At 54.1% G+C, this 25,170-nt stretch carries 17 protein-coding genes and 1 pseudogene; 8 read left to right on the top strand and 10 right to left on the bottom strand.

All coding sequences use genetic code 11. The features are described 5' to 3' along the window. The first annotated feature begins 24 nt into the window (after positions 1-24). Together WCT94_RS08180 and WCT94_RS08185 are read left to right on the top strand one after the other, a co-directional pair. On the top strand, positions 25-795 hold the full coding sequence (locus WCT94_RS08180; RefSeq protein ID WP_336869027.1) for an SDR family oxidoreductase: 771 nt from the start codon (positions 25-27) through the stop codon (positions 793-795). Between the two features lie 109 nt (positions 796-904). Further along, positions 905-1,765, top strand: coding sequence for a co-chaperone YbbN (locus tag WCT94_RS08185; RefSeq protein WP_180742306.1), 861 nt, complete (start codon positions 905-907; stop codon positions 1,763-1,765). Between the two features lie 437 nt (positions 1,766-2,202). Here the strand turns inward: WCT94_RS08185 and WCT94_RS08190 are convergent, their stop codons facing one another. Continuing rightward, positions 2,203-3,396, bottom strand: a complete 1,194-nt coding sequence (locus tag WCT94_RS08190) for a nicotinamide mononucleotide deamidase-related protein YfaY (protein WP_336869028.1) — start codon at positions 3,394-3,396, stop codon at positions 2,203-2,205. 220 nt (positions 3,397-3,616) lie between these two features. Between WCT94_RS08190 and tyrP the strand changes: the two genes are divergently transcribed. Then, the gene (tyrP, locus tag WCT94_RS08195; protein WP_336869029.1) at positions 3,617-4,825 is read left to right on the top strand and encodes a tyrosine transporter TyrP; all 1,209 of its coding nucleotides are present in this window, start codon (positions 3,617-3,619) and stop codon (positions 4,823-4,825) included. A 204-nt stretch (positions 4,826-5,029) separates the two neighbouring features. Here the strand turns inward: tyrP and WCT94_RS08200 are convergent, their stop codons facing one another. Beyond that, positions 5,030-5,569 (bottom strand): YfaZ family outer membrane protein, encoded by a 540-nt coding sequence (locus WCT94_RS08200; RefSeq protein ID WP_319846987.1) that lies wholly within the window; start codon positions 5,567-5,569, stop codon positions 5,030-5,032. A 249-nt stretch (positions 5,570-5,818) separates the two neighbouring features. On the opposite strand from WCT94_RS08200, the gene WCT94_RS08205 reads away from it, so the two are divergent. Further along, positions 5,819-6,031: a catalase gene (locus tag WCT94_RS08205; protein ID WP_336869030.1), complete on the top strand. Its 213-nt coding sequence runs from the start codon at positions 5,819-5,821 to the stop codon at positions 6,029-6,031. Between the two features lie 17 nt (positions 6,032-6,048). On the opposite strand, the gene menE is transcribed toward WCT94_RS08205, so the two are convergent. The 6 genes and pseudogenes from menE to menF all read right to left on the bottom strand — a co-directional run bounded on the left by menE (position 6,049) and on the right by menF (position 13,354). Further along, entirely contained in the window at positions 6,049-7,482 is a 1,434-nt protein-coding gene (gene menE, locus WCT94_RS08210) for an o-succinylbenzoate--CoA ligase (RefSeq protein ID WP_336869031.1), read from the bottom strand. After that, entirely contained in the window at positions 7,470-8,441 is a 972-nt protein-coding gene (gene menC / locus WCT94_RS08215; protein WP_336869032.1) for an o-succinylbenzoate synthase, read from the bottom strand. The genes menE and menC overlap by 13 nt, the downstream gene beginning before the upstream one ends. Then, on the bottom strand, positions 8,441-9,298 hold the full coding sequence (menB, locus tag WCT94_RS08220) for a 1,4-dihydroxy-2-naphthoyl-CoA synthase (protein WP_319846983.1): 858 nt from the start codon (positions 9,296-9,298) through the stop codon (positions 8,441-8,443). Before menB ends, menC begins: the two co-directional genes overlap by 1 nt. 5 nt (positions 9,299-9,303) lie before the next feature. Beyond that, positions 9,304-10,066 (bottom strand): annotated as a pseudogene (gene menH / locus WCT94_RS08225) (2-succinyl-6-hydroxy-2,4-cyclohexadiene-1-carboxylate synthase). Between the two features lie 56 nt (positions 10,067-10,122). Beyond that, positions 10,123-11,805 (bottom strand): 2-succinyl-5-enolpyruvyl-6-hydroxy-3-cyclohexene-1-carboxylic-acid synthase, encoded by a 1,683-nt coding sequence (menD, locus tag WCT94_RS08230; protein WP_336869033.1) that lies wholly within the window; start codon positions 11,803-11,805, stop codon positions 10,123-10,125. Positions 11,806-12,025: 220 nt separating this feature from the next. Further along, positions 12,026-13,354, bottom strand: a complete 1,329-nt coding sequence (gene menF, locus WCT94_RS08235; protein ID WP_336869034.1) for an isochorismate synthase MenF — start codon at positions 13,352-13,354, stop codon at positions 12,026-12,028. Between the two features lie 335 nt (positions 13,355-13,689). Between menF and WCT94_RS08240 the strand changes: the two genes are divergently transcribed. Genes WCT94_RS08240 through rcsB form a run of 3 tightly spaced genes read left to right on the top strand, consistent with a single transcriptional unit; the run spans position 13,690 to position 18,216 of the window. Then, positions 13,690-14,859, top strand: a complete 1,170-nt coding sequence (locus WCT94_RS08240; protein ID WP_336869035.1) for an MFS transporter — start codon at positions 13,690-13,692, stop codon at positions 14,857-14,859. 16 nt (positions 14,860-14,875) lie between these two features. After that, the gene (gene rcsD, locus WCT94_RS08245; RefSeq protein WP_336869036.1) at positions 14,876-17,557 is read left to right on the top strand and encodes a phosphotransferase RcsD; all 2,682 of its coding nucleotides are present in this window, start codon (positions 14,876-14,878) and stop codon (positions 17,555-17,557) included. Positions 17,558-17,565: 8 nt separating this feature from the next. Further along, the gene (rcsB, locus tag WCT94_RS08250) at positions 17,566-18,216 is read left to right on the top strand and encodes a response regulator transcription factor RcsB (protein WP_015839395.1); all 651 of its coding nucleotides are present in this window, start codon (positions 17,566-17,568) and stop codon (positions 18,214-18,216) included. Positions 18,217-18,253: 37 nt separating this feature from the next. Here rcsB and rcsC read toward each other — a convergent pair whose 3' ends face one another. Next, on the bottom strand, positions 18,254-21,109 hold the full coding sequence (gene rcsC / locus WCT94_RS08255) for a two-component system sensor histidine kinase RcsC (RefSeq protein WP_336869037.1): 2,856 nt from the start codon (positions 21,107-21,109) through the stop codon (positions 18,254-18,256). Positions 21,110-21,223: 114 nt separating this feature from the next. Further along, on the bottom strand, positions 21,224-23,863 hold the full coding sequence (gene gyrA, locus WCT94_RS08260; protein ID WP_015839393.1) for a DNA topoisomerase (ATP-hydrolyzing) subunit A: 2,640 nt from the start codon (positions 23,861-23,863) through the stop codon (positions 21,224-21,226). Positions 23,864-24,129: 266 nt separating this feature from the next. Between gyrA and ubiG the strand changes: the two genes are divergently transcribed. Continuing rightward, positions 24,130-24,849, top strand: a complete 720-nt coding sequence (gene ubiG, locus WCT94_RS08265) for a bifunctional 2-polyprenyl-6-hydroxyphenol methylase/3-demethylubiquinol 3-O-methyltransferase UbiG (protein WP_336869038.1) — start codon at positions 24,130-24,132, stop codon at positions 24,847-24,849. Positions 24,850-25,170: the final 321 nt, after the last annotated feature.

Genomic DNA, 25,170 nt, shown 5'->3' on the forward strand with positions numbered 1-25,170 from the left:
TAGGCTTTTGAATTAGGTAAAGTTATGCAAAAAACGGTCTTCATTACGGGTTGCTCCAGCGGTATTGGCCTGATTGCCGCTCAAGATCTGCAAAAGCGCGGCTATCGCGTGATTGCAGCCTGCCGTCGCGCAGAGGATGTCGCACGTCTGACCACGCTGGGTCTGGAAGCGATTACGCTCGATCTGGATGACAGCACCAGCGTGGAACAAGCCGCCGCAGAGGTGATCAGACTGACCGATAACCGCCTGTACGGGTTATTTAATAACGCCGGATACGGCCTGTATGGTCCGCTTAATACCATTTCGCGCCAGCAGCTCGAACAGCAGTTTTCCAGCAACCTGTTCGGTACGCATCAGCTCACGCAATTACTGCTGCCCGCCATGCTGCCGCACGGTGAAGGCCGTATTATCCAGACCAGTTCGGTGTTGGGGCTGGTATCAACACCGGGGCGCGGCGCGTATGCCGCTAGCAAATATGCGCTGGAAGCATGGTCAGATGCGTTGCGTATGGAGTTACACGGCAGCGGCCTGCACGTCAGCCTGATCGAGCCCGGCCCGATCAGTACACGCTTTACCAGCAACGTCGCACAGACGCAGACAGACAAGCCGGTGACCAACCCCGGCATCGCTAAGCGCTTCACGCTGCCGCCGGAAGCGATATTGCCGAAGCTCCATCATGCGCTGGAAAGCGCGCGGCCTAAATTACGCTATCCCGTCACGCTGGTGGCTCACGCCTTAACCTGGCTGCGCCGCCTGCTACCGGGATGTCTGCTGGATAAGGTATTACGAGGATAAACCTCAGAAGGTGAGGTATTGCGCACTTGCCTCTGTACGAGGCTTGCAAGTGACACCGACAGGCCCCATCTAAGGGTCAAACGCATTCAGGAAGTAAGAGAGACTACTCATGTTAGAACAACAAGCGACTATCGTTGACGTCAACGAATCCAACCTGCATCAGGTGTTGGAACACTCCATGACCCTGCCAGTCCTGTTTTACTTCTGGTCGGCACGTAGCCAGCACTGTCTGGAACTGGAACCGGTGCTGGACAAGCTGGCGCAGGAATACGCAGGGCAGTTTGTTCTGGCGAAGGTGGATTGTGATGCCGAACAGCGTGTCGCCGCTCAGTTTGGCCTGCGCTCAATCCCAACCGTTTATCTGTTTAAAGATGGCCAGCCGCTGGACGGTTTTCAGGGGCCACAGCCGGAAGAAGCCATTCGTGAATTGCTGAAACGCGCATTGCCGAAAGAAGAAGAGCTCAAAGTCGCGCAGGCACAGCAGCTGATTCAGGAAGACAAACTGCCAGAAGCCATGCAATTGCTGAAAGACGCCTGGCAACTCAGCCAGCAGCGCAGCGATATCGGTCTGATGCTGGCGGAAGTGCAGATTCAGATTAAACGTAGCGAAGAGGCCGAAGCTGTACTGGCCACCATTCCTTTGCAAGATCAAGATACCCGCTATCACAGCCTCGTTGCGCAGATTGAATTGCTAAAACAGGCAGCAGATACGCCGGAAATTCAGCATCTCCAGCAGCAGTTGGATGCCGACCCGCAAAATGCGGAACTGGCGGTACAGCTGGCGCTGCAACTGCATCAGGTCGGTCGTAATGAAGAAGCACTTGAACTGCTGATGGGATTCCTGAAGAAAGATCTGGCTGTTGCTAACGGCAACGCGCGTAAAACGCTGATGGACATCATGGCCGCCCTCGGCACCAGCGACGCCCTCGCCGCCCGCTACCGTCGGCAGCTTTATTCGTTACTGTATTAATTCTCTTGTGAAAAAGGCCAGAACGTTGATTCTGGCCTTTTTATTTGCTGGTAAGCATTAGCTATCGGCTTATAGGCTTATGCTAGATTCATGTGATGGTTTCGGGCAGGTTTACCCGGCGTAAAAATTGCGCTGAGGTGAGCGTTACCGCCGAGTGAGCGGCATGGACGCCGCGAAAGCCAGTGCCGCGTCAGGAACGCGTCACTGGCGGCTCGAAAGCGGGAACGATCTCCGAAGACACCGCACAGCGGCGCAATTCACGCCAAAAAGCCTGGGGTCAAGGGGCGAGCGGCGTTTGAGCCGTCCCTTGTCGGGCGCGTGCTACGAGGTAGCATGAAAATGGCGATATCATCGCGCACGAAACTAACCCCGAAAGCCGAATAGAAATGTGGCTAAGAGGCTGGTTAAGGATAAGATCCTCGGTAATTCCCCGCTGACTACAGCGTCTTCAACACCGTGATCCAGCCGTGCCCGCCGTACACTGACCAGCCGTTTAGCCAGCGGCGCAGCATGTTCATCGCCAGCATAGCAACAACCTCTTGATGCGTTTTCAGGCTGTAGCGCTGTACGTTGAACTGTATCGTTTGGGCGAAAGATCCTTCCGGCGTATGCAGCGCTAATGACAGCTCGGCATCGTTCCGACTTCCCACGACCAGCGCTAATGACGCGCCCTGACGCTCCGCCAGATGGCGAGCATAGTCCGCTAGCCCGGACAGGCTGGTGTCCTCAACGCGTGCCAGCAGTTCCCCGCCCACTAGCGGCGTATTCGCCGACTGAAGCTGCCAGTTGAGCAATCCTGCCGTGAAGTGTTCACTCACTGCCAGCGTCATATTACGCTCAGCCAGACGCCGTGCCAGCTGTGCTGGCAGCCCTTCTGTTCCTTCAAAGAGGGTATTTTCCCCGGCTACGGCGCGCACCGTTTCCCACAGCTTCACCATCTTTTCCTGCTGAGCGGCTGGCCCTGTCAGCTTCAGCTCGATAATCGGCATAGAAGATCGGTAGCCCAGCACCACACCCGACGGTAACGCCATGCCATCAAGCTGGCTTGCCAGATCGCTTTCAGAACGACCAAAGGTGGTCAGGCGCAGGCACAGCGGGGCATCGGCAACAGCAAAACGCTCGCGCAAGCGCGGCATAATTTGCTGATCGACCATGACCTTAAACTCAGACGGGACACCCGGCGTAAAAAACATCAGGCACTTGTTCAAGTGCAGCGCGAAACCACAGGCGGTGCCAACCGGGTTATCTACCATTTCCGCGCTGGCGGGGATTTGTGCCTGTTTACGGTTACTCGGCGCCATCACTCTGCCACGCTCGGCAAAAAACGTCTCCATTCGCGCCAGCCACTCTGCATGCTCAACCAGCCCTTCACCTGCTGCGGTGGCCGCCGCCAGCGCGCTGAGATCGTCGCTGGTCGGCCCTAAACCACCGTTCACAATCAGTATATCGGCGATCTGGCTACGCTGCGTTATTGCCGTCACCAGCGCATCGAGATCGTCCCCCACCGTCATCCGGCTGGTCATTGGTAATCCCTGTTGAAACAAATAATCCGCCAACCAGGCCGCATTGGTATCAATAATTTGACCATGCAGCACTTCATCGCCGGTACATAACATCTCGACCCTAAGCATTTTTTTATTCCTCGTGACGATCCTGAAACCACTTTAAAAAGTCGGATGAACAAACACAATGTTTCTTTCAAGCAGGCTGGGACCACAGGCTGCCGATGAGCCGCAATCCAGTGTAAATATAAAATTACACCCCTCGTAACGGCGTTTTGACAGAAATCACTGAATACTCTACCCTGCTGCCAAAAATATCTGGATAGCCACGCTATATATAGAGGAATAGGTGAAAAATCGTACTCTTGGCAGTATTTTTATCGTTGCTGGTACCACAATTGGAGCAGGAATGTTGGCGATGCCGTTAGCAACGGCTGGCGTCGGATTTGGCACGACATTGATGATATTAATCAGTCTGTGGGCACTGATGTGTTACAGCGCCCTGCTGCTGGTTGAAGTGTATCAACATCAGCCATCGCACACCGGGCTGGGCACGCTGGCAAAAATCTACCTCGGCCGCTGGGGACAGTGGATTACGGGTTTCAGTATGCTATTTCTGATGTACGCACTCACGGCAGCCTATATCAGCGGCGCGGGCGAACTGCTCGCGACCAGCATCAGCCAATGGAGTGGCTACTCACTTCCGCTGTCCGCCGGTATTCTACTCTTCACGCTGGTTGCCGGCGGCGTCGTTTGTATCGGGACATCCTCCGTCGATTTGTTTAACCGCATCCTGTTTAGTGGCAAAGTGCTCATGCTCGTCATTATGCTGGCCGTCATGGTGCCACATATTCAGCGCGTTAATCTCTTAACGCTCCCGCTGCAACAGGGTCTGACGCTCTCGGCATTACCCGTTATCCTGACCTCATTCGGCTTTCACGGCAGTATCCCCAGTATTGTGCACTACATGGGCGGCGACAGCCGTAAACTGCGCCGGATATTTCTTATCGGTAGCGTGATACCGCTGATTGCCTATATTTTCTGGCAACTTGCGATGCTAGGCAGCCTAAGTTCTTCAACATTCAACGCTATTTTGGCCGATCAGGCAGGGTTGAATGGACTGATGCAGGCTATTCGCACGCTGGTGGCTTCACCGCACGTTGAACTGGCCGTCCACCTGTTTGCTGATCTGGCGCTGGCGACCTCTTTCCTCGGCGTGGCGCTTGGGCTGTTCGATTATTTAGCCGATCTGTTTAAGCGTAAAAATAGCGTCACGGGGCGCGCGCAAACGGGTTTGCTGACCTTTATCCCACCGCTGGTGTTTGCCCTCTTTTATCCGCAAGGGTTCGTGATGGCGTTGGGCTATGCGGCGATCGCACTGGCCGTGCTGGCGCTGCTTATTCCCGTCCTGCTGAGCTGGCAGGTGCGCAAACAGCGTCCTGAAATACGCGCAACGCGCGGTGGCGCACCGGTTCTGGCACTGGTCTTCGCTAGCGGCGTAGGCATCATCCTGATCCAACTGGCGATGGTCGCCGGCTGGCTACCGTCGATTAGTTGACCTTCTCAGCGGTTAATCCAAGATATAAAAAACGCTGGAAGCATTTTTCAACGTTGCGTAGCAACGACCCTAAGGGTGACGGACAAGGATGTTGGTCATAAAAAAAGAGCGTGAATTCAACATTCACGCTCTTTTTCTTTCCAGCCGCGATACGTTACATGGCCAAAAGCCAACACACCTGCGGCTTGAAGTATGACGGGTATATTAGAAGTTCAGACCAACGCCGACATAGGCTGAATCAGCCAGTCTGTTATCCGGACCGCTTTCACGCGCCATATTGATGTAGCGGTAGCCGACATCAACGCTCAGCGGTGCAAAGACCTGCCAGCGTACGCCTGCTTTCCCTTCAACATAGTGATCGACATGGCTGGAGAAAGCATCCGGTGAATAGTAACCTTCGCCATACAGCGAGAACTGACGGCTCAGCGGCCACTGCACGCCACCGCCCAGAGCAACACCATAGCCATCATTGCCGTGATCCTGATTCAGGTACAGCGCTTTACCGCCCAGAGTCAGCTTGAGTGGGCCGACAGGGATGGTGTACCCCAGGCCGAAGCCATATACGTCATTGTTGTTGTCGCCGTGGGCATAGCTCACATTGCCCGCAAGCCCAGGAATGCCCAAACCGAAGCCCGCATTGGCGCCAGCATAATCGCGACCTGCTTCCCCGGAAAGGCTAATGGCATGTACAGACGCCGTTGCAAGTAACAGGCTTCCCGCACAGGCAATCACAAACTTTTTCATTTTCAATATCCTTAAAAACCGTCGTTAAACGCGCGTGTAAAGATGTTATCGTTGCCGATTCTACCCGAAACGCCCCCTCACTCCAGCATGAAATTGCCTTGAGCAGTGATTTATTCTTTTAATAATCATGAAAGTTTTCATTCAGCGCTGCTGACAATAGCAACAATAAGCGCCGCCTATTTGCTCAAAAAAGACAAAGTGAACAATAGTACTCATCATGGATGACGACAAAACAGGCAGAAGGAAACGATGATGAGAGAAGGAAAATTAGCCACAGGAAAGCATGCCACGGCGATGGATACCCCGCATACGGTGCATGCCGACAGGAACACCCCGATGCGGTTTCAGGACATGTGGTTTCTGGAAAAGCTGGCGCTGTTTGATCGTGAAACCAGCGCCAATCATCAGACAACGCATAAAAAACCGGCGGCGAACCCCAGCACCAACGCACCGGACAGCTAGCCTACGGCCGAGTCATGCTACCTGTTGGGCTCGTGGTGCGTTGCATTAACCCAGCTTTTTACCTGCTGGCGAGAAAGCTTAATCCCACCATTTTTCAGTTCAACAGGCAGCGCATAATACGCAACCGGACGCTGAAATCCGGCAAGCTGCGGCTGTAGCCAATCACGTACCGCATCAAGCGTCGTAGTTTGTGCCACTTCCAGCACCGCAACAGGACGGTGACCAAACTCTGCGTCTTCAACGGGCACAATACAGGCCTGTTGAACATCGGGATGTGTCAACAGCACGGCTTCGATATTCTCCGGCTGGATCCCTTCTCCGCCGCTGAAAAATTGATTATCCAGACGCCCTAAAATGTGCCACTCGCCCTCGGCAAAGCGCCCGCGATCCCGCGTGTGAAACCAGCCATCCTCATCGACCAGTGGAATCAGTTTCCCGTCACGCCAATAGCCAGCAGCTAGCGTGCTGCCGCGCAGCAGAATTTCATCCTCGACCAGCCGGATCTCCCGTCCAAGCAACGGCATGCCAACCCCCGAACGCCCATCGGCGCGTTTTGCGCAGGCTGTCGAAGCCAGTTCTGTCAGGCCATAGCCGCACCAGCAGCTTACGCCTCGGGCTTCCGCCTGTTGCGTCAGCGTCTGCGGAATCATCGCACCGCCGAGCAATACGGCTTTCAGTGCCGTAGGGAAGCTCTCCTCCGACAGCAATCGCCACAGCTGCGTTGGTACCAGAGAAGCGTGGGTGCAATCGCGCAGCGCACTGTCCAGAGGCTGATGCGCACGAACCACTATTGTGGCCCCCGTGGCGAGCCAGCGCCAAACAATCCCCTGCCCGGACACATGAAAGAGCGGAAGTGACAGCAGCCAGCTGTCGCGGGAGGAAAACGCCATCATCTGCACCACGCCTTCCGCGCTGGAAAGATGAGCCGCGAACGTGTGCGCCACCGCTTTCGGCATCCCGCTGGAGCCGGACGTCAGCGTCAGCGTCGCCAGCCGGTCGGCCTGCCAGCGCAATCGTTCGGTGCAGTGACGTTCTTCAGTATCACCCGATGACAAAGAAAGCGTGCGCACGGCATTCGGCCAGGGCTTATCATTCAGGCACAGGCCATACGCGACATTTAGCGCGGGCAACAGCGCCTCGGTTAACACATCGGGCAGCTGTGGATTCAGCGGCAGCACGCGTGCACCGCACTGTAATAGCGCCAGATAGCTGAACAACATCTGGACGCTATTCTTACCACGCAGCGCGACCGTACTGTCGGCCGTCACGCCCTGCTGTGTGAAATGGTGCGCCAGATGATCCACCCGCTGGGCAAGCGCCTGCCAGCTCCAGCGGGTTTCATCTTCAATCAATGCGACAGGCTCATGCAACGAGACAGACTTATTCAACGAAACAGACTGGGGCGCCTGGCTAGCCCAGTGTCGCCACGGCCAGTCAGTCAGGATTGCCATACCACGTCCAGTTGCTCGGCAGCCAGCAGCGGCAACGTGCTCTCCGGCCAGCGTTGAATCACCTGCGCCTGCATCAGATCCAACGTATCCAGCCCAGGGATCGTGTCCGGCGTCAGCCAGTGTGCCAGACGCGCCAACTGCGTTAAGCCCAAACTCGATTCAATACTGGAACTGATCACCGCCGTTAACCCAGCCTGATGCGTGTCCTGCACCAGTTGCTGGCAGCGTGCGAGGCTGCCGACCAGCGTCGGCTTAATGACAATCGCACTCACGCCCGGCTCGGCTTCCACCCGAAAATCCGCCTCGCGCACGCTCTCATCCCAGGCAATACTGATACCCGTTTCCCGTGCAAATTCGCGAGATTCTTCACGGGTTTTGCAAGGTTCTTCGAGGAAGGCAATGCGTGAACGCAATGACGGCGCGACATAGCGGGCAAAACCGTCCGCTTTGGCGCGCGTCCAACTGCGGTTGGCATCCAGACGGAGTTTCAGATCCGGCAAGGCTTCCAGCAGCACGTTCACGATCATGCCGTCACGCACCGCTTCGTACAGACCGACTTTGATCTTGGCCACTTTCTCGCCCGGCATCGTCTGTAGCATCTCGAACAGCTCATCGGGATCGCCGCTGCACAATGGCGCTTTGCGATAGTCCGCTGCCTGCGGCAGATGCTGATCCAGTTCAGCCTGTGCACAGCTCAAGCCAAAGGCAACAGATGGTGGAAGATCGTCAGAAAATGCCTGCCCTGCCACCCACGATTGCAGTTGTTCAAGCGCGGCTGATTCCGCCTCTGTCAGCGTTTCCACGCTAAATTCCGGCAGCGGTGCAATCTCGCCCCAGCCCAATCGCTCGCCGTCTTGCAGACGAACGATAAGACCATCGCGGGTTTTCAGGCGCTGATTACGCAGTACCACCCCGGCTTCCATCGGCACGCTGTAACGATAGAGAGTGACCCGACGCATTACGGATTCCGTTTGAATTTGCTGAAGTCAGGCTGACGTTTTTCGTTGAACGCGTTACGGCCTTCCTGCCCTTCGTCCGTCATGTAGAACAGCATGGTGGCGTTACCCGCCAGTTCCTGCAAGCCAGCCTGACCGTCGCAGTCCGCGTTCAGTGCCGCTTTCAGGCAACGCAGCGCCATCGGGCTGTTTTGCAGCATTTCACGGCACCAGCGCACGGTCTCTTTTTCCAGCTCGGCCAGCGGAACCACGGTGTTCACCAGTCCCATATCCAGCGCTTGCGCCGCATCGTACTGGCGGCACAGGAACCAGATTTCACGCGCTTTTTTCTGACCCACGATGCGTGCCATGTAAGACGCGCCCCAGCCGCCGTCAAAGGAACCGACGCGCGGGCCGGTTTGACCGAAAATGGCGTTCTCTGCCGCAATGGTCAGGTCGCACATCATGTGCAGAACGTGTCCACCGCCGATGGAATAGCCCGCAACCATCGCGACAACCGGCTTCGGACAGGTACGGATCTGGCGCTGAAAATCCAACACATTCAGGTGATGTACACCGCTGTCGTCCTGATAGCCGCCGTAGTCGCCACGTACTTTCTGATCGCCGCCGGAGCAGAATGCTTTATCACCCGCACCGGTCAGGATGATCGTGCCAATCCCGTCATCGTGACGCGCATTGTCGAGCGCCTGAATCATCTCTTTTACCGTTTGCGGACGAAACGCATTGCGTACCTGAGGACGGTTAATGGTGATTTTGGCAATACCATCGATGGATTTGTGGTAGAGGATATCGGCGAAATCGCCGCTGCAATCGTGCCATTCAATCGGTGCGTAAAGCAGTTCTTCACTCGGATAAAGCATAGTTATCAATCCTTAACGGGATGCAAAAAGAAAATCGCGAACCCGCTCGGCATACGCCGTTGGATTCGCCTGATGAGCATTATGGCCCGCCTGCGCGACGCTCAGTAACGGCAGGCCGTAGTGCGCCGCCAGCGTTTGAAATTTCACATCGCTGGCACCGCATAAATAAACAAAAGGCATCGACAGGTGTTGGAGGCGTTCAGCCAAAAAAGGCTGACGCCCCAGCGAGGTGGCTTCCAGCATTGCCGCAACGGATGCGCCGTGATTCGCGCTGCGGCGCGTAATCAGTTGTTCACGCTGTACTGAATCCACATCAGCAAACACCGCCTGCTGATACCAGTCCTGCAAGACCCCTGGCAGAGGTTCCTGGCGAAAGCGCTGCGCCCAGCGTGCATCATGATGAATACGCTCCGTACGCAACTCAGGCGTCGCCAGACCGGGGTGTCCCCCTTCGACCAATAGCCCGAGCATACCGTCATGCTGCCCGTGGCAGGCGTGATACATCGCGATACGCCCACCGAGCGAATAGCCCAGCAGCCAATAGCGCGTAATGCCCTGCGCCAGCAGCGTGGCGCTTAGCTGGCGACTCACATCGGCAAAATCGGCAGTGGCAATCGTTCGTGACGCGCCGTGCCCGGGTAAATCCACCAGCAGCACGGGCCAGTCACGACAAAATGGCAGGACCGGCAGCCAGTCCTCGCCGCTGCCTAATAAACCATGCAGGCACACCAGCCACGGCTGCCCAGAAGCCACCGCACTATGCGTCACCTTCTGGCAGCTTAGCTCTTGAAAACGCGGTCTCTGAAAAGCCAGCCTCTGAGAATCTAGCGCGCCCATGTCGCCACCTGCGCGACCAGTTCGTTAAGCGTTGCTGCGCCGTCCTTCGGTTCAACCACCACTTCCAGCAGCGTAACGCCCCCCTGTGCCCAGCAATCCGTCACCGTATTCGCCAGCTGTTCCCAGCTCTCGGCACGCACGTAATTGAGGCCAAACATCGCGGCGGCGTGGCCGAATTCCACATTTTGCGGCATGCAGTAAAACGCTTCACGCTGTGCAACTGGCGTCGGCAGCAGGGAAAATATCTGGCCGCCGTTATTGTTCACCACGATCAACACCAGCGGTGCGGGAGCCTGACGCAGCAGCGCCAGCGCATTCAAATCGTATAACGCGGAAAGATCGCCGACGATGCCCAGCGTCGGTTTTGCCGTGGCACGCTGCACGCCTGCCAGCGTGGAGATCAGGCCATCAATACCGCTGGCACCACGATTACCGTACACCGGATACCCCTGTGGGAGTTGCGCCAGCGCGTCGATCAGCCTCACCACAAGGCTGTTGCCGACAAACAGCTGTCCGTCCGGCGGCAACAGCGCCGGGATGCGCTGAGCCAGTTGTGCTTCCCCAAAACGGGAAGCCAAGTGGGTATCAATCTGCCGCTGCGTTTTATCGGCAATATCCACCAACATATCCGCCCACGGCACCTGCTTATGCGCTGGGTGCGCAGAAAGCCATTCGCCCACATCGGCGACCAGTCGGCGTCCGCGATGGTGGGCCGGATCCAGCCGTCCCGGTAGATCGTCAATTAACCAAAATTCTTGCGGCTGGCACTGTTCCTGCCATTGCAGCAGACGTTTACCCGTCAGGCTACCGCCGAACTGCAAGACAATCTCCGCCTGCCGTAAGCGATCCGCCGCGTCAGGATGTGCCAGCCAGATATCCGCGCAGGGTAACGGCTGCCCGCTTTGCGACAGAACATCACCAATCAGCGGCCAGCCCAATTCGTTCGCCCACGCGGCAAGGCGCGCTCCCTGTTCGGGACTCACGCGACCGGCGAGAACGACGCCCCGCTTCTGCCGCCACTGCGGCCAGTCCGGCTGCACCGCCAGCGCACTCTGGCGCATTTCACGCAGCCAGGGCTCACGGCTGCTCCACCAGTCGCCCAGCGTCATCAGCCAATCCTGATACGCCGTGCCGTCATCGGCACCGTACAGCGGTTCAGCAAAGGGGCAGTTAATGTGCAGCGCGCCGTGCGCCAGTCGCGCCATAGCGCTATCCACAGAAGAAACCAGCCAGCTAGCCGGAATGTCGGGCGTGGGACGCGGCAAATCCAGCGCCAGCGTGGGGTGTGAAGCATACAATGCATGTTGACGAATCGCCTGATTCGCCCCGCAGTCAATCAGCTCCGGCGGGCGGTCAGCCGTCAGAACGACCAACCGTTCGCCGGTCAGCCCAGCTTCAATGATGGCCGGATAAAGGTTCGCGGCAGCCGTACCTGACGTCACGATAATCGCAACTGGTTCACGCGAGGCTTTTGCCAACCCCAGAGCCAGATGTCCGAGTCCTCGCTCATCAAAATGCGTGTGGCAAATCAGCGCGTGATTGTCCGCCGCAGACAAGGTCAGCGGCGTGGAGCGAGAACCAGGCGCGATGCAGACATGCCGGACACCGTGGCGGGTCAGCGATTCCAGCAGTAATGTAGCCCAGCGGCGATTAAATACACTTGTTGACATGATGTACTCAACAACTCAGGTTGCAGGTTATTCCCGCCATCTTCCTGTGTACTGGCGGTATGCTCACAGAAAATGATGGATATAGACAAAATACGAATGATCAAACTGTTGGCGGCCTGGTTGCCCTTCAGCAAACATCAAGATCGGCACTATTATATTTTTTTTTATCACGCTGACTTTGATATAAACCATTACCTGACACAACAACCATAAAACAAAACTATGACATATCACCGTCTAACAGGGATCTCAGCCCTGCGGCTTTGTTTTCCAACTCCTGCCATTCTTGTTCTGGATCAGAACCGGCCACAATTCCGGCACCGGCATAGAGCGTCAAAATATGATCCCGCACTTCGGCCGAACGTAGCGCCACGCTGAATTCAGACTGCTGACGAGAAAGGTAACCCGCCGACCCTGCATACCAGCCGCGTTCAAATGGTTCATGTTCGGCAATAAAACGGCGCGCCTCTTGCCTCGGCAAACCCGCGACCGCCGCCGTGGGCTGTAATGCATTCAGGCACGCGCTATCAGACGCGGTTCGCAATGTGGCATGAATGGTACGGCGCAGATGCTGCACTTTACGCAGGCGCACAATTTCCGGCGGCATCACGTCCAGCGACAGCGCCGACTGCTGTAGCCGCTGGCAAATATCATCCACCACCAGCATGTTCTCGCACTGATTTTTGGTGTCATTCATCAGCCAGTCGCCCAGTTCAGCGGCTTTGTGCGCATCACGATCGCTTGCCACCGTTCCCGCCAGCGCTTCCGTTTCCAGTTCGCTCCCCCGACGGCGATAAAGCCGTTCCGGGCTGGAGCCGAGAAACGCATGACGCGCGTCGTGCGCCAGCATGAAATGGAAGCAGTGGTGATTTGCCGCCCGGCTGGCGGCCATAAAGGTGGTTGCCTGTAGCGGCTGCGTCAGCGTTAGCGTCGTTGTCCGCGCCAGAACGACCTTTTCCATCAGTCCCGCGTTAATATCGTGCAGCGCCCGCTGGAGCAAATCAATCCATCCCTGACGCTCCGGCTGATGCCCGACGGACTGTACTTCCGCATGCAAAGGCGGAGACGACGCAGACGGCAGAAGCAGATTAAGAAACGCCGAGGCTTCGGCGGCATCCTGCTGCAATGAAGTGTCGCTGAACAGATTAATGCTCAGGCTGAGCGTATCATCCTGACGCCGCAATTCTGCTCGGGGCAAAAACAGGTAGCCAGGTGAAGACGTGCCGCTTTCTTTTATCTGGTTAAACGCATTCAGCCCCCAGATACGGACGTTGGGATCGCACTGCTGCTGAGCAAGAAATGCTTCTGCATCCTGAAGATGACGAAACCCGCACACGTTGCCGCAAACGGCGGCTTCTTCACGATCCTGACGGTGCTGCCAATAGAACTGCGGGTACACCGGCTGAGTCGCCAGCCACGGCAATAGCTCAGACGCACCGCTGAGGGTTAATGAACGCGTTATTTGTCTGAAACCTGCGCGTTCAGGCTGTGGCTCGCGCAAATCCTGCTGCAAATGCCGCAGCAAGTCGGAAAGTTGTTTCACCGTCACTCCGGAGACCTAACACAAAGTAGGGGATTATACGGGAAAAAAACACGTCGTGGGTGAGAGGTTACGCAAGACCATAACGGCGGTACAGGCTGAAATCGCATCAAACGGCAAAACGGCGCGTGTGCATCACTTTAAAATCCCATTCCATCATCATTATTGCTTCAATTGACCTATTCTTTTGCCGATTATCTAATCGGCATTTTTTTGCCCGCGATACTGCATCAGGAAGCGCTTTCCCCCTCCCCCTCGAACCACGCACCAGGATTCTTTCCATTCAGGCCGCGAGTTATGGTAAAAATAGGCCCTTGTTACATCGACCGGATAGCCTCATCAGGATGAGTACAACGCTGAATTCCAACCCGTTATGCATCAACCAGAATCTGCCAGGCAAAAAGGCACAGGCAGCGACACGCATCGTTTTCTTTGTTGCGGGTTTCGCCATGGCTTCCTGGGCACCGCTGGTTCCCTTTGTCAAAACGCGGCTGGCTATCAGTGATGCCTCTCTGGGGATGTTGCTACTTTCTCTCGGTATTGGCTCGCTGCTGGCGATGCCGCTCACTGGTTTCCTCACCAGCAAGCTAGGCTGCCGTAGCGTGATTTTGCTGGCAAGCGCGCTGCTTTGTCTGGTATTACCCGCGTTGACGCAGGCTGGCACGTTGCCCCTGATGGCGATAACGCTGCTCTTTTTCGGTGCATCTATCGGTATGATCGATGTCTCGATGAATATTCAGGCCGTCATCGTAGAACGCGCCAGCGGTCGGGCGATGATGTCCGGTTTTCATGGTTTCTTTAGCGTCGGGGGGATTGTCGGCGCAGGCGGCGTCAGCGCCCTGCTGTGGCTTGGCCTGTCCCCGCTGATGGCGATCCTGGCGATGGTTGCGTTGATGCTGATATTTATGGCAACAGCGCACAAGCACCTGCTGCGCACCACAAATCAGGATGACGGTGGCCCGCTGTTTGTCATCCCGCGCGGTTGGGTGATGTTCATTGGCTCGCTGTGCTTCATCATGTTCCTGGCCGAAGGTTCCATACTGGACTGGAGCGCCCTCTTTTTAACGGTTGAACGCAACCTGACCGGCGCGCAGGCGGGCATGGGCTATGCCGCATTTTCCGTCGCCATGACGCTGGGTAGACTGAACGGCGATCGCATCGTTAATGCGCTCGGGCGCTACGCGATTCTTACCGGCGGCAGCCTCTGTGCCTCACTCGGTCTGATATTAACGATTAGTATTGATAATGCGATCACCGCTATTCTTGGTTTCGTGATGGTCGGCATCGGCGCATCCAATGTGGTGCCAATTCTTTTCAGCGCAGCGGGAAATCAAAAGATCATGCCGCCTAATCTGGCTATCGCCTCGATTACCACCGTGGGCTATGCAGGCATTCTGATCGGCCCGACCATTCTCGGCTTTATTGCACAGTTCAGCAATTTGGCTACCGCATTTGGGTTTGTCGCCTTGCTGTTGCTGGCCGTCAGCGCCAGTGCGCGTGCCGTCATCCGCTAATCAGGAGCGTTAATTGATGCCAGCTATGATCCTGCGTTATTTTTCTCTCCTTACGGTGTTATCGATCCTGATTACCGGAACCTTCGGCTACAGCTACATCAACGATTTGCTGGCGGACAAAAAACATGCTCTGACAACTATTGCTCAGGGCATACAAAAACGTGTCGATACCTATCGTTTTTTCACCTATCAAATATACGGCAGCCTGAACAGCGAACCACCCACTAACGACGCCAACATCACCGCCATTAGTTTAATGCCGAATGTTTTCTACGTAGAAAAAAACGGTCAGAAAACGGACGCGCTGATTTTCGGACAACACGATAAAGGCACGCTGACGTCGGTTCGTCGGATATCCCGTTACCTTGATATTCTCTGGGGTGCGGAAAACAGCGTCTATTCCATGTATTACCTGAATGGTATCGACAACAGCCTGACGATGATTTCCACGCAGACGCTGAAAGATATCTCTTCGCAGTTCCGTGGCAATTATATTACGGTCATCGCCGAGGCTCGCCGAACGGAAATGCTGCAACAGGCGAATGTGTTAGACGAGCGTGAAAGTTTTTCCCCGCTGCGTAAATTACGCTTCTATAACGATTACTATTTTACGCTGCGCACCACATTCAATCAGCCGGGCCATCTGGCGACAATTCTTGCTTTCGATCTGCCGATTAACGATTTAATCCCGGATACCATTACGCGTGAGCATCTTATGCTGAAGCCGGATACGCCGGCGGCCAGCAATATGGACAGCAACAATAATGGTGAAGGCTCGGCCGACGTGCAGCTTCACGGATCCAATATTGAAATCTCCGCCACGCTCGTTAATGCGCCGCTAAAAATTGTTTTTCAGGTGCCCGTAAAAACCCTGATTATTGATTCATTGCGTAATAACGTCTGGCTTCTACTGCTGAATTTGGTCCTGCTGAGTTTATCCATTGCGGGCTTTTATCTTTTCCGTCGGAAGTATGCACACCCCGTAGAGGATTTATCCCATCAGTTGGAAAAGAAACTGGATATTTACCGTGAAACCACGAGCAGAATCCCGATGGGCGTGCTGGTTTATGACTTCAGCAGCAATAAAATCATCATACAAAATGAGCGTGCGGAGCATTTACTTCCGCACCTGAGCCTGCAAAAAATCACCAATATGGCGGACGAGCATCAGGGCATCATTCAGGTCACGATCAATAATGAAATGTATGAAATCCGCCAAATTCGTAGCCAATATTCACCTGATTATTGCCTCTTCCTGCTGCGTGAACAGGATAAAGAGATTCTGGTACAGCGGAAGCTGCTGCTCGCCCAACGTGAATATGAAAAGAATATTCACGCCAGAAAACGTTTATTCCAAAACTTGCTCAGCGAATTCAAACAGCCGCTGATTTCACTGCAACAGCATATTCATGCGCTGCGCCACGGCGATACGGTACAGACACCAACATTGGAACAGCTCACGGCGGATACCCGTTGCGCTATCGAGCTACTGGAAAATATCGCCCTGCACGAAAAGCTGGAAGCGCAGGAATGGGCCGTGGTCAACGACAGCTTTTCGCCGCTGGCGCTGATGGACAATGTTCTGCTTGAGCTACTACCGCGGTTGAAGCAAAAAGGTCTGGCCCTGTTCCATCACTACAATCTGGATAGTAATCAAACTTACGTGGGTGATGCCGGGTTGCTGAAAAAGACGCTGGCGCTGCTGCTGAATTATTCGGTGACCAATACGGATTACGGCAAAATTACGGTGTCCGTTGACAGAAAAAATAATGAGTCGGATACGCTGATTATTCAGGTCAGCGATACAGGAACCCATGTTTCAGGCAAAGAACAGGAAAATATCCGCCATCCTTTCCTGCACACCGCCACTTCCGATCGTTTCGGGCAAAATTCAGGATTGACCTTATTTTTGTGTAATCAACTCTGTAATAAACTGGGCGGTGCGTTAACCATCAACAGTAAGTCCGGGTTAGGTACACACTATATTCTGACGCTAAAACTGGAGCCAGAAGCGCTTCCCGTTGAGGAAGAAAAACTGCTGGATGGTATTACCATTCTGCTGGATGTGACGTCTGATGAAGTACAGCATATTGTCGGCAATATGCTGACGGGTTGGGGGGCGAATTATCTGGTCAACGATGAACGCCAGATTAATCAGGAAGCCGATATCTGTATTACTGACGACCCGGAAAACAAAGCAGATTATACGCTGCTGTTGAGTCACGACGATGACACATTAACGCCTTTGGGCCCGCGCCGTTTGCGGGTGAATTATAATATCAGCCACCTCCTGCTGGAGGCATTACTTAAGCTGATTGAGCTACAACTGGAAACATCACCCGATGCGCTACAGGAAGGGGAACAGGATGATGTCGAATTTTACGCCGCGCAACTAGCATCAAGCGACTATTATTCGCTGTTCGTGGAGACAGTACCGGATGATTTAAAGAGGCTGTATACTGAAGCGGAAGCAGGCGATTTCCCGTCACTTTCGCAGACGGCACACCGGCTGAAAGGCGTGTTTGCCATGCTAAATCTGCATCCTGGCAAACTGTTGTGTGAACAGCTTGAACAGCATATTACCGCGCATGATAGTGAACAGATCGAGGCTAACCTTCATGAAATTGAGAGGTTTGTCAGTGCATTACTATCCCCAGAAGAACCTAAAGGGCAGCAAGGTAGCCAACAAGATGAGTAACCAAAACGATGAGTAACTTAAACGTAATTATTGCCGACGACCATCCTATTGTCCTTTTTGGCATCAAAAAATCGCTTGAGCAGATTGAATGGGTCAATGTGGTTGGCGAATTTGAAGACTCAACAGCGCTGATCAACAACCTGCCTAAGCTGGACGCTAACGTTTTAATTACCGATTTATCCATGCCTGGCGATAAATACGGCGATGGCATCACCCTCATTAAATACATTAAGCGCCATTTTCCTCATCTCTCTATTATTGTTCTCACCATGAATAATAATCCGGCGATTCTGAGCGCGGTGCTGGATTTGGATATCGAAGGTATCGTTCTGAAACAGGGCGCGCCGACCGATTTACCCAAAGCGCTGGCTGCCCTGCAAAAAGGGAAGAAGTTCACGCCGGACAGCGTATCCAAAGTGTTGGAGAAAATCAGCGCCAGCGGCTACGGTGACAAACGCCTGTCACCGAAAGAAAGTGAAGTGCTGCGCCTGTTTGCCGAAGGTTTTTTGGTCACCGAAATCGCCAAAAAACTCAACCGCAGTATCAAAACGATCAGTAGCCAGAAGAAGTCAGCGATGACTAAGCTGGGCGTCGACAACGATATCGCCCTGCTGAACTATCTGTCTTCCGTTAATGGCGGCGCAACGCAGGTCGACTAAGCCTTTCCTCACCTGCGCCAGCAACCGCTGGTGCAGGTTATTCCCCAGATGTTCTCGCCTGACGCACCACGTTACTGTAATACGCCAGCGCCTGCTGCAAGGTATCCAGCGTAACCGGTTTTGACAAACAGTTATCCATTCCCGCGCCGAGGCAACGTTCCCTTTCCTCCGCCAATGCATTTGCCGTCACGCCGATAACCGGGAAGCGTAATCCCTGCTCGCGCATGCGCTGTGTAAACAGATAACCATCCATATTCGGCATATTGACATCCGTCAGTACGATATCAATGTGGTTTTTGCTCAATACGCCCAGCGCATCGACCCCATCATTCGCCGTTATGGCCTGATAGCCCAGAGAACCCAGTTGATCCGCCAGCAGACGACGGTTGATGGGGTGATCGTCAACCACCAGAATCATAATGTCGCCATTCTCATCCCGTACATAGCTGGCCAGCGGTGGTGAAATCTCGGTGTGCGTTCTGTCCTCGTTTTCTGAACGATAGATTTTCTCCAGCAAATCGGGCAGATGTTGCGGTGTGGATGTCCCTTGAACCCAGTGTCCCGCACTCACTTCCTGCGCTGCCCCATTATGGGCACCGCTCATTACAATATGTGCCCGAACCGTGACGTCCTCTTCTGGCATGTAATCACTAATCATCACATCATCAGGCGACACGGTTTGATTCTGATAGCGCGCCACCTGCAACCCTTGATCCTGCAACAACGTCAGCAAATAAGACTCCAGCCGGGCATTGCGTATCCTCAGCCAGCACATTTTCCCTTGCAGACTGACATTGATCGCCGCAGGGACATAACGCGCTTTATACAGCGGGATTCTGACGCCAAACAGGCTGCCGAGCCCAGGCTCCGACTCAATGGTAATGTCTCCATCCATCAGGTTGACCAGCTTTTCACAAATGGCCAACCCTAGCCCCGTTCCCTGAAAATGACGCTGAACGCCGCTCCCCGCCTGGAAGAACGGGTCAAACAGCTTCACCGCCTCGCGAGGTTGAATCCCTACGCCGGTATCACGTACCACAAATTCCAGATAGCCATCGCGGCAGCCGACTTCAAAAATGATGCAGCCCGTATCCGTAAACTTGATGGCGTTGCTCAGCAGGTTAGACAACACCTGCTGCAAACGTACGGGATCGCCAAACAGGCTGACCGGCACATTGGGATCGATAAAGCAGTACAGCGTCAGGCGCTTTTTCACCACCAGCGGAAGATAGTTGCTGGTGATGTGGCTGATGACCTCATGCGGCGCAAACTCACACGGTTCGATCTTTAGCTGTTCCGACTCGATCTTGGAAAAGTCGAGGATATCGCTGATGATTTTCAGCAGCAGCGAGGAAGAATTGTTCATCGCCACCACCAGACGGTTGGCGTCCTGCGGCAGCGATTTGGTTTGCAGCAAATCGAGGTTACCGATAATCCCGTACAGCGGCGTGCGCAGTTCATGGCTGACGGTGGCCAGGAACATCGATTTAGACTGGCTTGCCTGCTCGGCAGCATTCGCCATTTCCTGTAGCGACTCTTCCATTTTGACGCGCGCGCTGACGTCCAGCAGCACACAAATCGCCACGTTTTCATTACGATAGCGCGAATGGACAAAGCTGATTTGCAGGTGATGATTGCGGCTGGTCATGACATCCACAAACTTGGATTGCTGCTCGCAAATGATTCGGGTAATGCGCAGCCTGTCCTCGTGGGTCAGCAGGTTGAGATAGTTGTGCGCCAGCTCGTTACTGAGGATGTTCGTGCCGTCATTGATACGCAGGATACAAATCCCGACCGGTGCCGAAGCCACAATTTTGCGGTTGAATTGCTCGTTCTCTTCCAGTTGGAACGCATTCACTTCCGCTGGCAACAGCATTTTCCGCTCAAACACCAGCGCCAGCACAAACAGCAAGATAGCCGATAGCATATTCAGCACTAGCATATTGATCATCAAGGCACTGATATGGGAGAGCAGCACCTTTAGCGGCAGCGAATACACGATACTGAATGACGTCGGCGGCAGCGACTTCTTCAAAATGAGTTCATCATAACCATTCACATAGCCGAAATAGTTATGATCGGAGGGATAGCCATCTACCGACGAAGCGTAACGCCCTTTATCATCGGAAAACTGCAAAACCACCTGATTATATTGATCTAGCAACCGCGCCCCGATCGGGAATTTACCTATAGTGACGAAGTCATCCAGACGAATAGTCTGTTCAATCCCCATGATGACTTCCAGCTTGTTATCCACATAAATCGGCGTCAGCGCATATAAATAGCCGACATCGGGGATAGACGCGGGGGTAATCCAATAGAGCGTTTCATCGCGCCCGGTTTGGGTGCGATTCTTCTTCTGATCCTGAAACCGATCCTGCACGTTTTTAAGCAAGTTATCGCGGTCGAGCGACTGGTTACGGATGCCAAAATCAACCATACAGCGCCGATCGCCGCCGACAAAAAAGACCCGGTTAAGATCGTAGACGGCAGAGAAATTATCCTGCCAGCCGTTAAAGAAATGACTTAATGAAAGCAGTGCCGCATTCCCGCCATATTGCGTGGAACAGGTTGCACCGGGCGCAAGCGAATAAACGGAGACACCAGGGCCTCCTTCCATTGGCGATTCTGCTTTTTCTCGCGCCAGCACCAGCCGATTTGCCGCCAGATACTGGAGTTCTCGCACAATATCCGATGCGTGTCGAATATAGCCCTGCGACTGATCAAAACTGAGGTTATACTCCTGCCGCAGTTCGGACTCTTTTCCATTCAATACTTTAGTGACATAAAAAACGGATATCAGCGCGCCCAGCACCCACAGCATGATCGCCAGAACCCGAAACAAATAGCGGGAAACTTTTAACGTGGTATGGAATGAGGCGAGATATTTCAAGTGGATACCGTTGAATAATGGAAGGACCCGTTTGCTGATACACTACCGAGTGTCGATAAAAAAAGCCAGCGCATCGCGCTGGCTTATTCGACTCATTCCGGCTAAGGAAAAGGCTTATTCGTCATCTTCTGCGATATCATCATCGCCATCAATGTCGTCGATAGCATCATCGTCTTCGGCGATCTCGCCTTCAACTTTTACTACGCCATCCAGCTCTTCATCTTCTACCGGCTCGGCTACACGCTGCAGGCCAACAACATTTTCGTCTTCCGCCGTACGAATCAACGTCACGCCCTGCGTGTTACGGCCAACGATGCTGACTTCAGACACGCGCGTACGCACCAGCGTTCCCGCATCGGTGATCATCATGATCTGGTCTGCGGCATCAACCTGAACCGCGCCAACCACTTTACCGTTACGTTCGCTGACCTTGATAGAGATAACCCCTTTCGTCGCACGCGACTTGGTTGGGTACTCGTTCACGGCAGTTCGTTTACCAAAGCCATTTTGCGTAACGGTCAGGATATCGCCTTCGCCACGAGGAATGATCAGCGAAACAACGCGATCTTCACCTTGCAGATTGATACCACGAACACCCGTTGCCGTGCGGCCCATAGAGCGCACCGCCTGTTCGGAGAAGCGAACCACTTTACCTTCCGCAGAGAACAGCATCGCTTCGTCGCTGCCATCGGTCAGGTCAACGCCAATCAGCTCATCGCCTTCGTTCAGGTTAACCGCGATGATCCCCGCGCTGCGCGGACGGCTGAATTCCGTCAGCGACGTTTTCTTCACGGTACCGCTCGCGGTTGCCATGAAGATGTGGCGGCCTTCTTCGTATTCACGTACCGGCAGAATCGCGGTGATACGCTCATCCGCTTCAAGCGGCAGCAGGTTGACGATCGGGCGACCGCGCGCGCCACGGCTGGCTTCCGGCAGTTGGTACACCTTCATCCAGTACAGACGACCACGGCTGGAGAAGCACAGAATCGTGTCGTGGGTGTTTGCCACCAGCAGACGATCGATAAAGTCTTCTTCTTTTATACGCGCGGCAGATTTACCTTTGCCCCCACGGCGCTGTGCTTCGTAATCGCTCAGCGGCTGATACTTCACATAACCCTGATGAGACAGCGTAACGACGACATCTTCCTGATTAATCAGATCTTCGATGTTGATGTCGGCGCTGTTCGCCGTGATTTCCGTACGACGCTCATCGCTGTACTGGGTTTTAATCGCTTCCAGCTCTTCGCGGATAACTTCCATCAGGCGCTCAGGACTGTTGAGGATATAAAGCAGCTCGGCGATTTCCGCCAGCAGTGCTTTATATTCATCCAGCAGTTTTTCGTGCTCCATGCCGGTCAGTTTCTGCAAACGCAGATCCAGAATCGCCTGCGCCTGCTGTTCCGTCAGGTAGTAGCGACCGTCACGGATGCCGAATTCCGGCTCCAGCCACTCTGGACGCGCGGCATCATCGCCCGCACGTTCCAGCATTGCCGCCACGCTGCCCAGTTCCCATGCTTGTGCGATCAGCGAGGCTTTCGCTTCAGCAGGTGATGGAGCACGGCGAATCAGTTCGATAATCGGATCGATGTTCGCCAGCGCAATCGCCAGACCTTCAAGGATATGGGCGCGGTCACGGGCTTTACGCAGTTCAAAAATGGTACGACGCGTCACCACTTCGCGGCGGTGGCGCACAAACGCAACCAGAATGTCCTTCAGCGGCATAATCTTCGGCTGGCCCTGATGCAGAGCGACCATGTTGATGCCGAATGAGGTCTGAAGCTGCGTCTGGGAATACAGATTATTCAGGACCACTTCACCCACGGCGTCACGCTTAATCTCGATGACGATACGCATACCGTCTTTATCGGATTCGTCACGCAGTGCGCTGATACCTTCGATACGCTTGTCTTTAACCAGCTCGGCAATTTTCTCGATCAGGCGCGCTTTGTTCACCTGATACGGAATTTCGTGCACGATGATGGTTTCACGTCCGGTTTTCGCGTCGGCTTCCACTTCGGCGCGCGCACGGATGTATATTTTACCGCGCCCGGTGCGATAGGCTTCTTCAATACCGCGTCGGCCATTGATGATCGCCGCTGTCGGGAAGTCCGGGCCTTTGATGTGTTCCATCAATCCTTCAAGGCTGATGTTTTCATCGTCGATATACGCCAGACAGCCGTTCACGACTTCCGTCAGGTTGTGCGGTGGAATGTTTGTTGCCATCCCGACGGCGATACCGGAAGAACCGTTAACCAGCAGGTTAGGAATACGCGTTGGCATGACGTCAGGAATCTGCTCGGTGCCGTCATAGTTCGGCACAAAATCGACCGTCTCTTTTTCGAGATCGGCCAGCAGTTCATGAGCAATTTTCGACATGCGAATTTCGGTATAACGCATCGCCGCCGCGGAGTCGCCGTCAATCGAACCGAAGTTACCCTGACCATCAACCAGCATGTAGCGCAGTGAGAAAGGCTGCGCCATACGCACGATGGTTTCATAAACGGCAGAGTCGCCGTGCGGGTGGTATTTACCGATGACATCCCCGACGACACGGGCGGATTTTTTATACGGTTTGTTCCAGTCGTTGCCCAGTACGCTCATCGCATACAGTACGCGGCGGTGTACCGGTTTAAGTCCATCACGAACATCTGGTAATGCACGTCCGACAATAACGGACATCGCATAATCCAGATACGAGCTTTTCAGCTCTTCTTCAATGTTGACCGGTGTGATTTCTCTGGCAAGGTCGCTCATGGAGCCGCTATCCCTCTATTTAGGCATCTACCCGTGTTCAGAAAAGTGAACCGTTCAGTAAGGTGAACTGTTCAAAAGGTGAAAAATTATATCACAAAGCGCCGTTTCGGGGGAAACTCCCTTCCACCCTGAACAGACTGTTTTGCCACTGAACCTTTATTTTGCAGAGAAAGGTATCCCGCAGAGAAAAACGACACCGCTGCACGTTGCGACACGAAGGGAGTATACTCGCGGCAGTAAAAGATGACGAAAGGCAGCGATGACAGATGAATGTAGAAAATCAAACTCCGAACGTTGACCATCAGGAGATTGCCAAATTTGAGGCTATCGCTTCACGCTGGTGGGATTTAGACGGTGAATTCAAACCGTTACACCGCATTAATCCGCTACGTCTGGGCTATATTTCGCAGCGTGCGGAAGGCCTGTTCGGCAAGAAAGTGCTGGATGTCGGCTGCGGCGGCGGCATTTTAGCCGAGAGTATGGCGCGCGAAGGCGCAGACGTCACCGGGCTCGATATGGGCGCAGAACCGCTACAGGTCGCACGTCTGCATGCGCTGGAAAGCGGTGTCGCCGTCAATTACGTGCAGGAAACGGTAGAAGCCCATGCACACGCGCATCCGAGCCTCTACGATGTCGTCACCTGTATGGAAATGCTGGAGCACGTTCCTGACCCGCAATCCGTGGTGCAGGCCTGCGCTAAATTGGTCAAACCCGGCGGACACGTCTTTTTCTCCACCATCAACCGCAATGCGAAAGCGTGGATGATGGCCGTTGTCGGCGCCGAGTACGTGCTAAAAATGGTGCCGCGCGGCACGCACGACATTAAGAAATTTATTCGCCCGGCGGAGCTGATGCACTGGGTTGACAGTACACCGCTGCGTGAAAAGCACATTACCGGGCTGCACTACAATCCGCTGACGGACCACTTTAAGCTCGGTCCCAACGTGGACGTGAACTACATGCTGCACACGCGCCACGATAAATAGATCGGATTCAGAGTATTCTTAAATGCCGCGCGGTTTTTTGCCGCGCGCCTTTATCCTTCTGGTGCCAAAACCAGCAAAGTCTTCAGGTTTTCTTTTTCTTATCAAAACCCAGAATGATATTGACATCGCCACAGGCCTTATCAGGCGAGGTTTTTAACAAAAAGTCTTTTCTTAAACCTTCAAATTAACGAAAAATCAACTCTTGTTCTTCAAAGAATCCACACTACAATACTCACCATGTAGTAGCCATTTATCAAAAAATATCTATATCTAGTATTTATCCACAGAGTTAGTCACAGGGTTGTTTCTGTGAATAAACAG

The organism is Pectobacterium sp. 1950-15 (genome assembly GCF_037136835.1).
Lineage (GTDB): Bacteria > Pseudomonadota > Gammaproteobacteria > Enterobacterales > Enterobacteriaceae > Pectobacterium.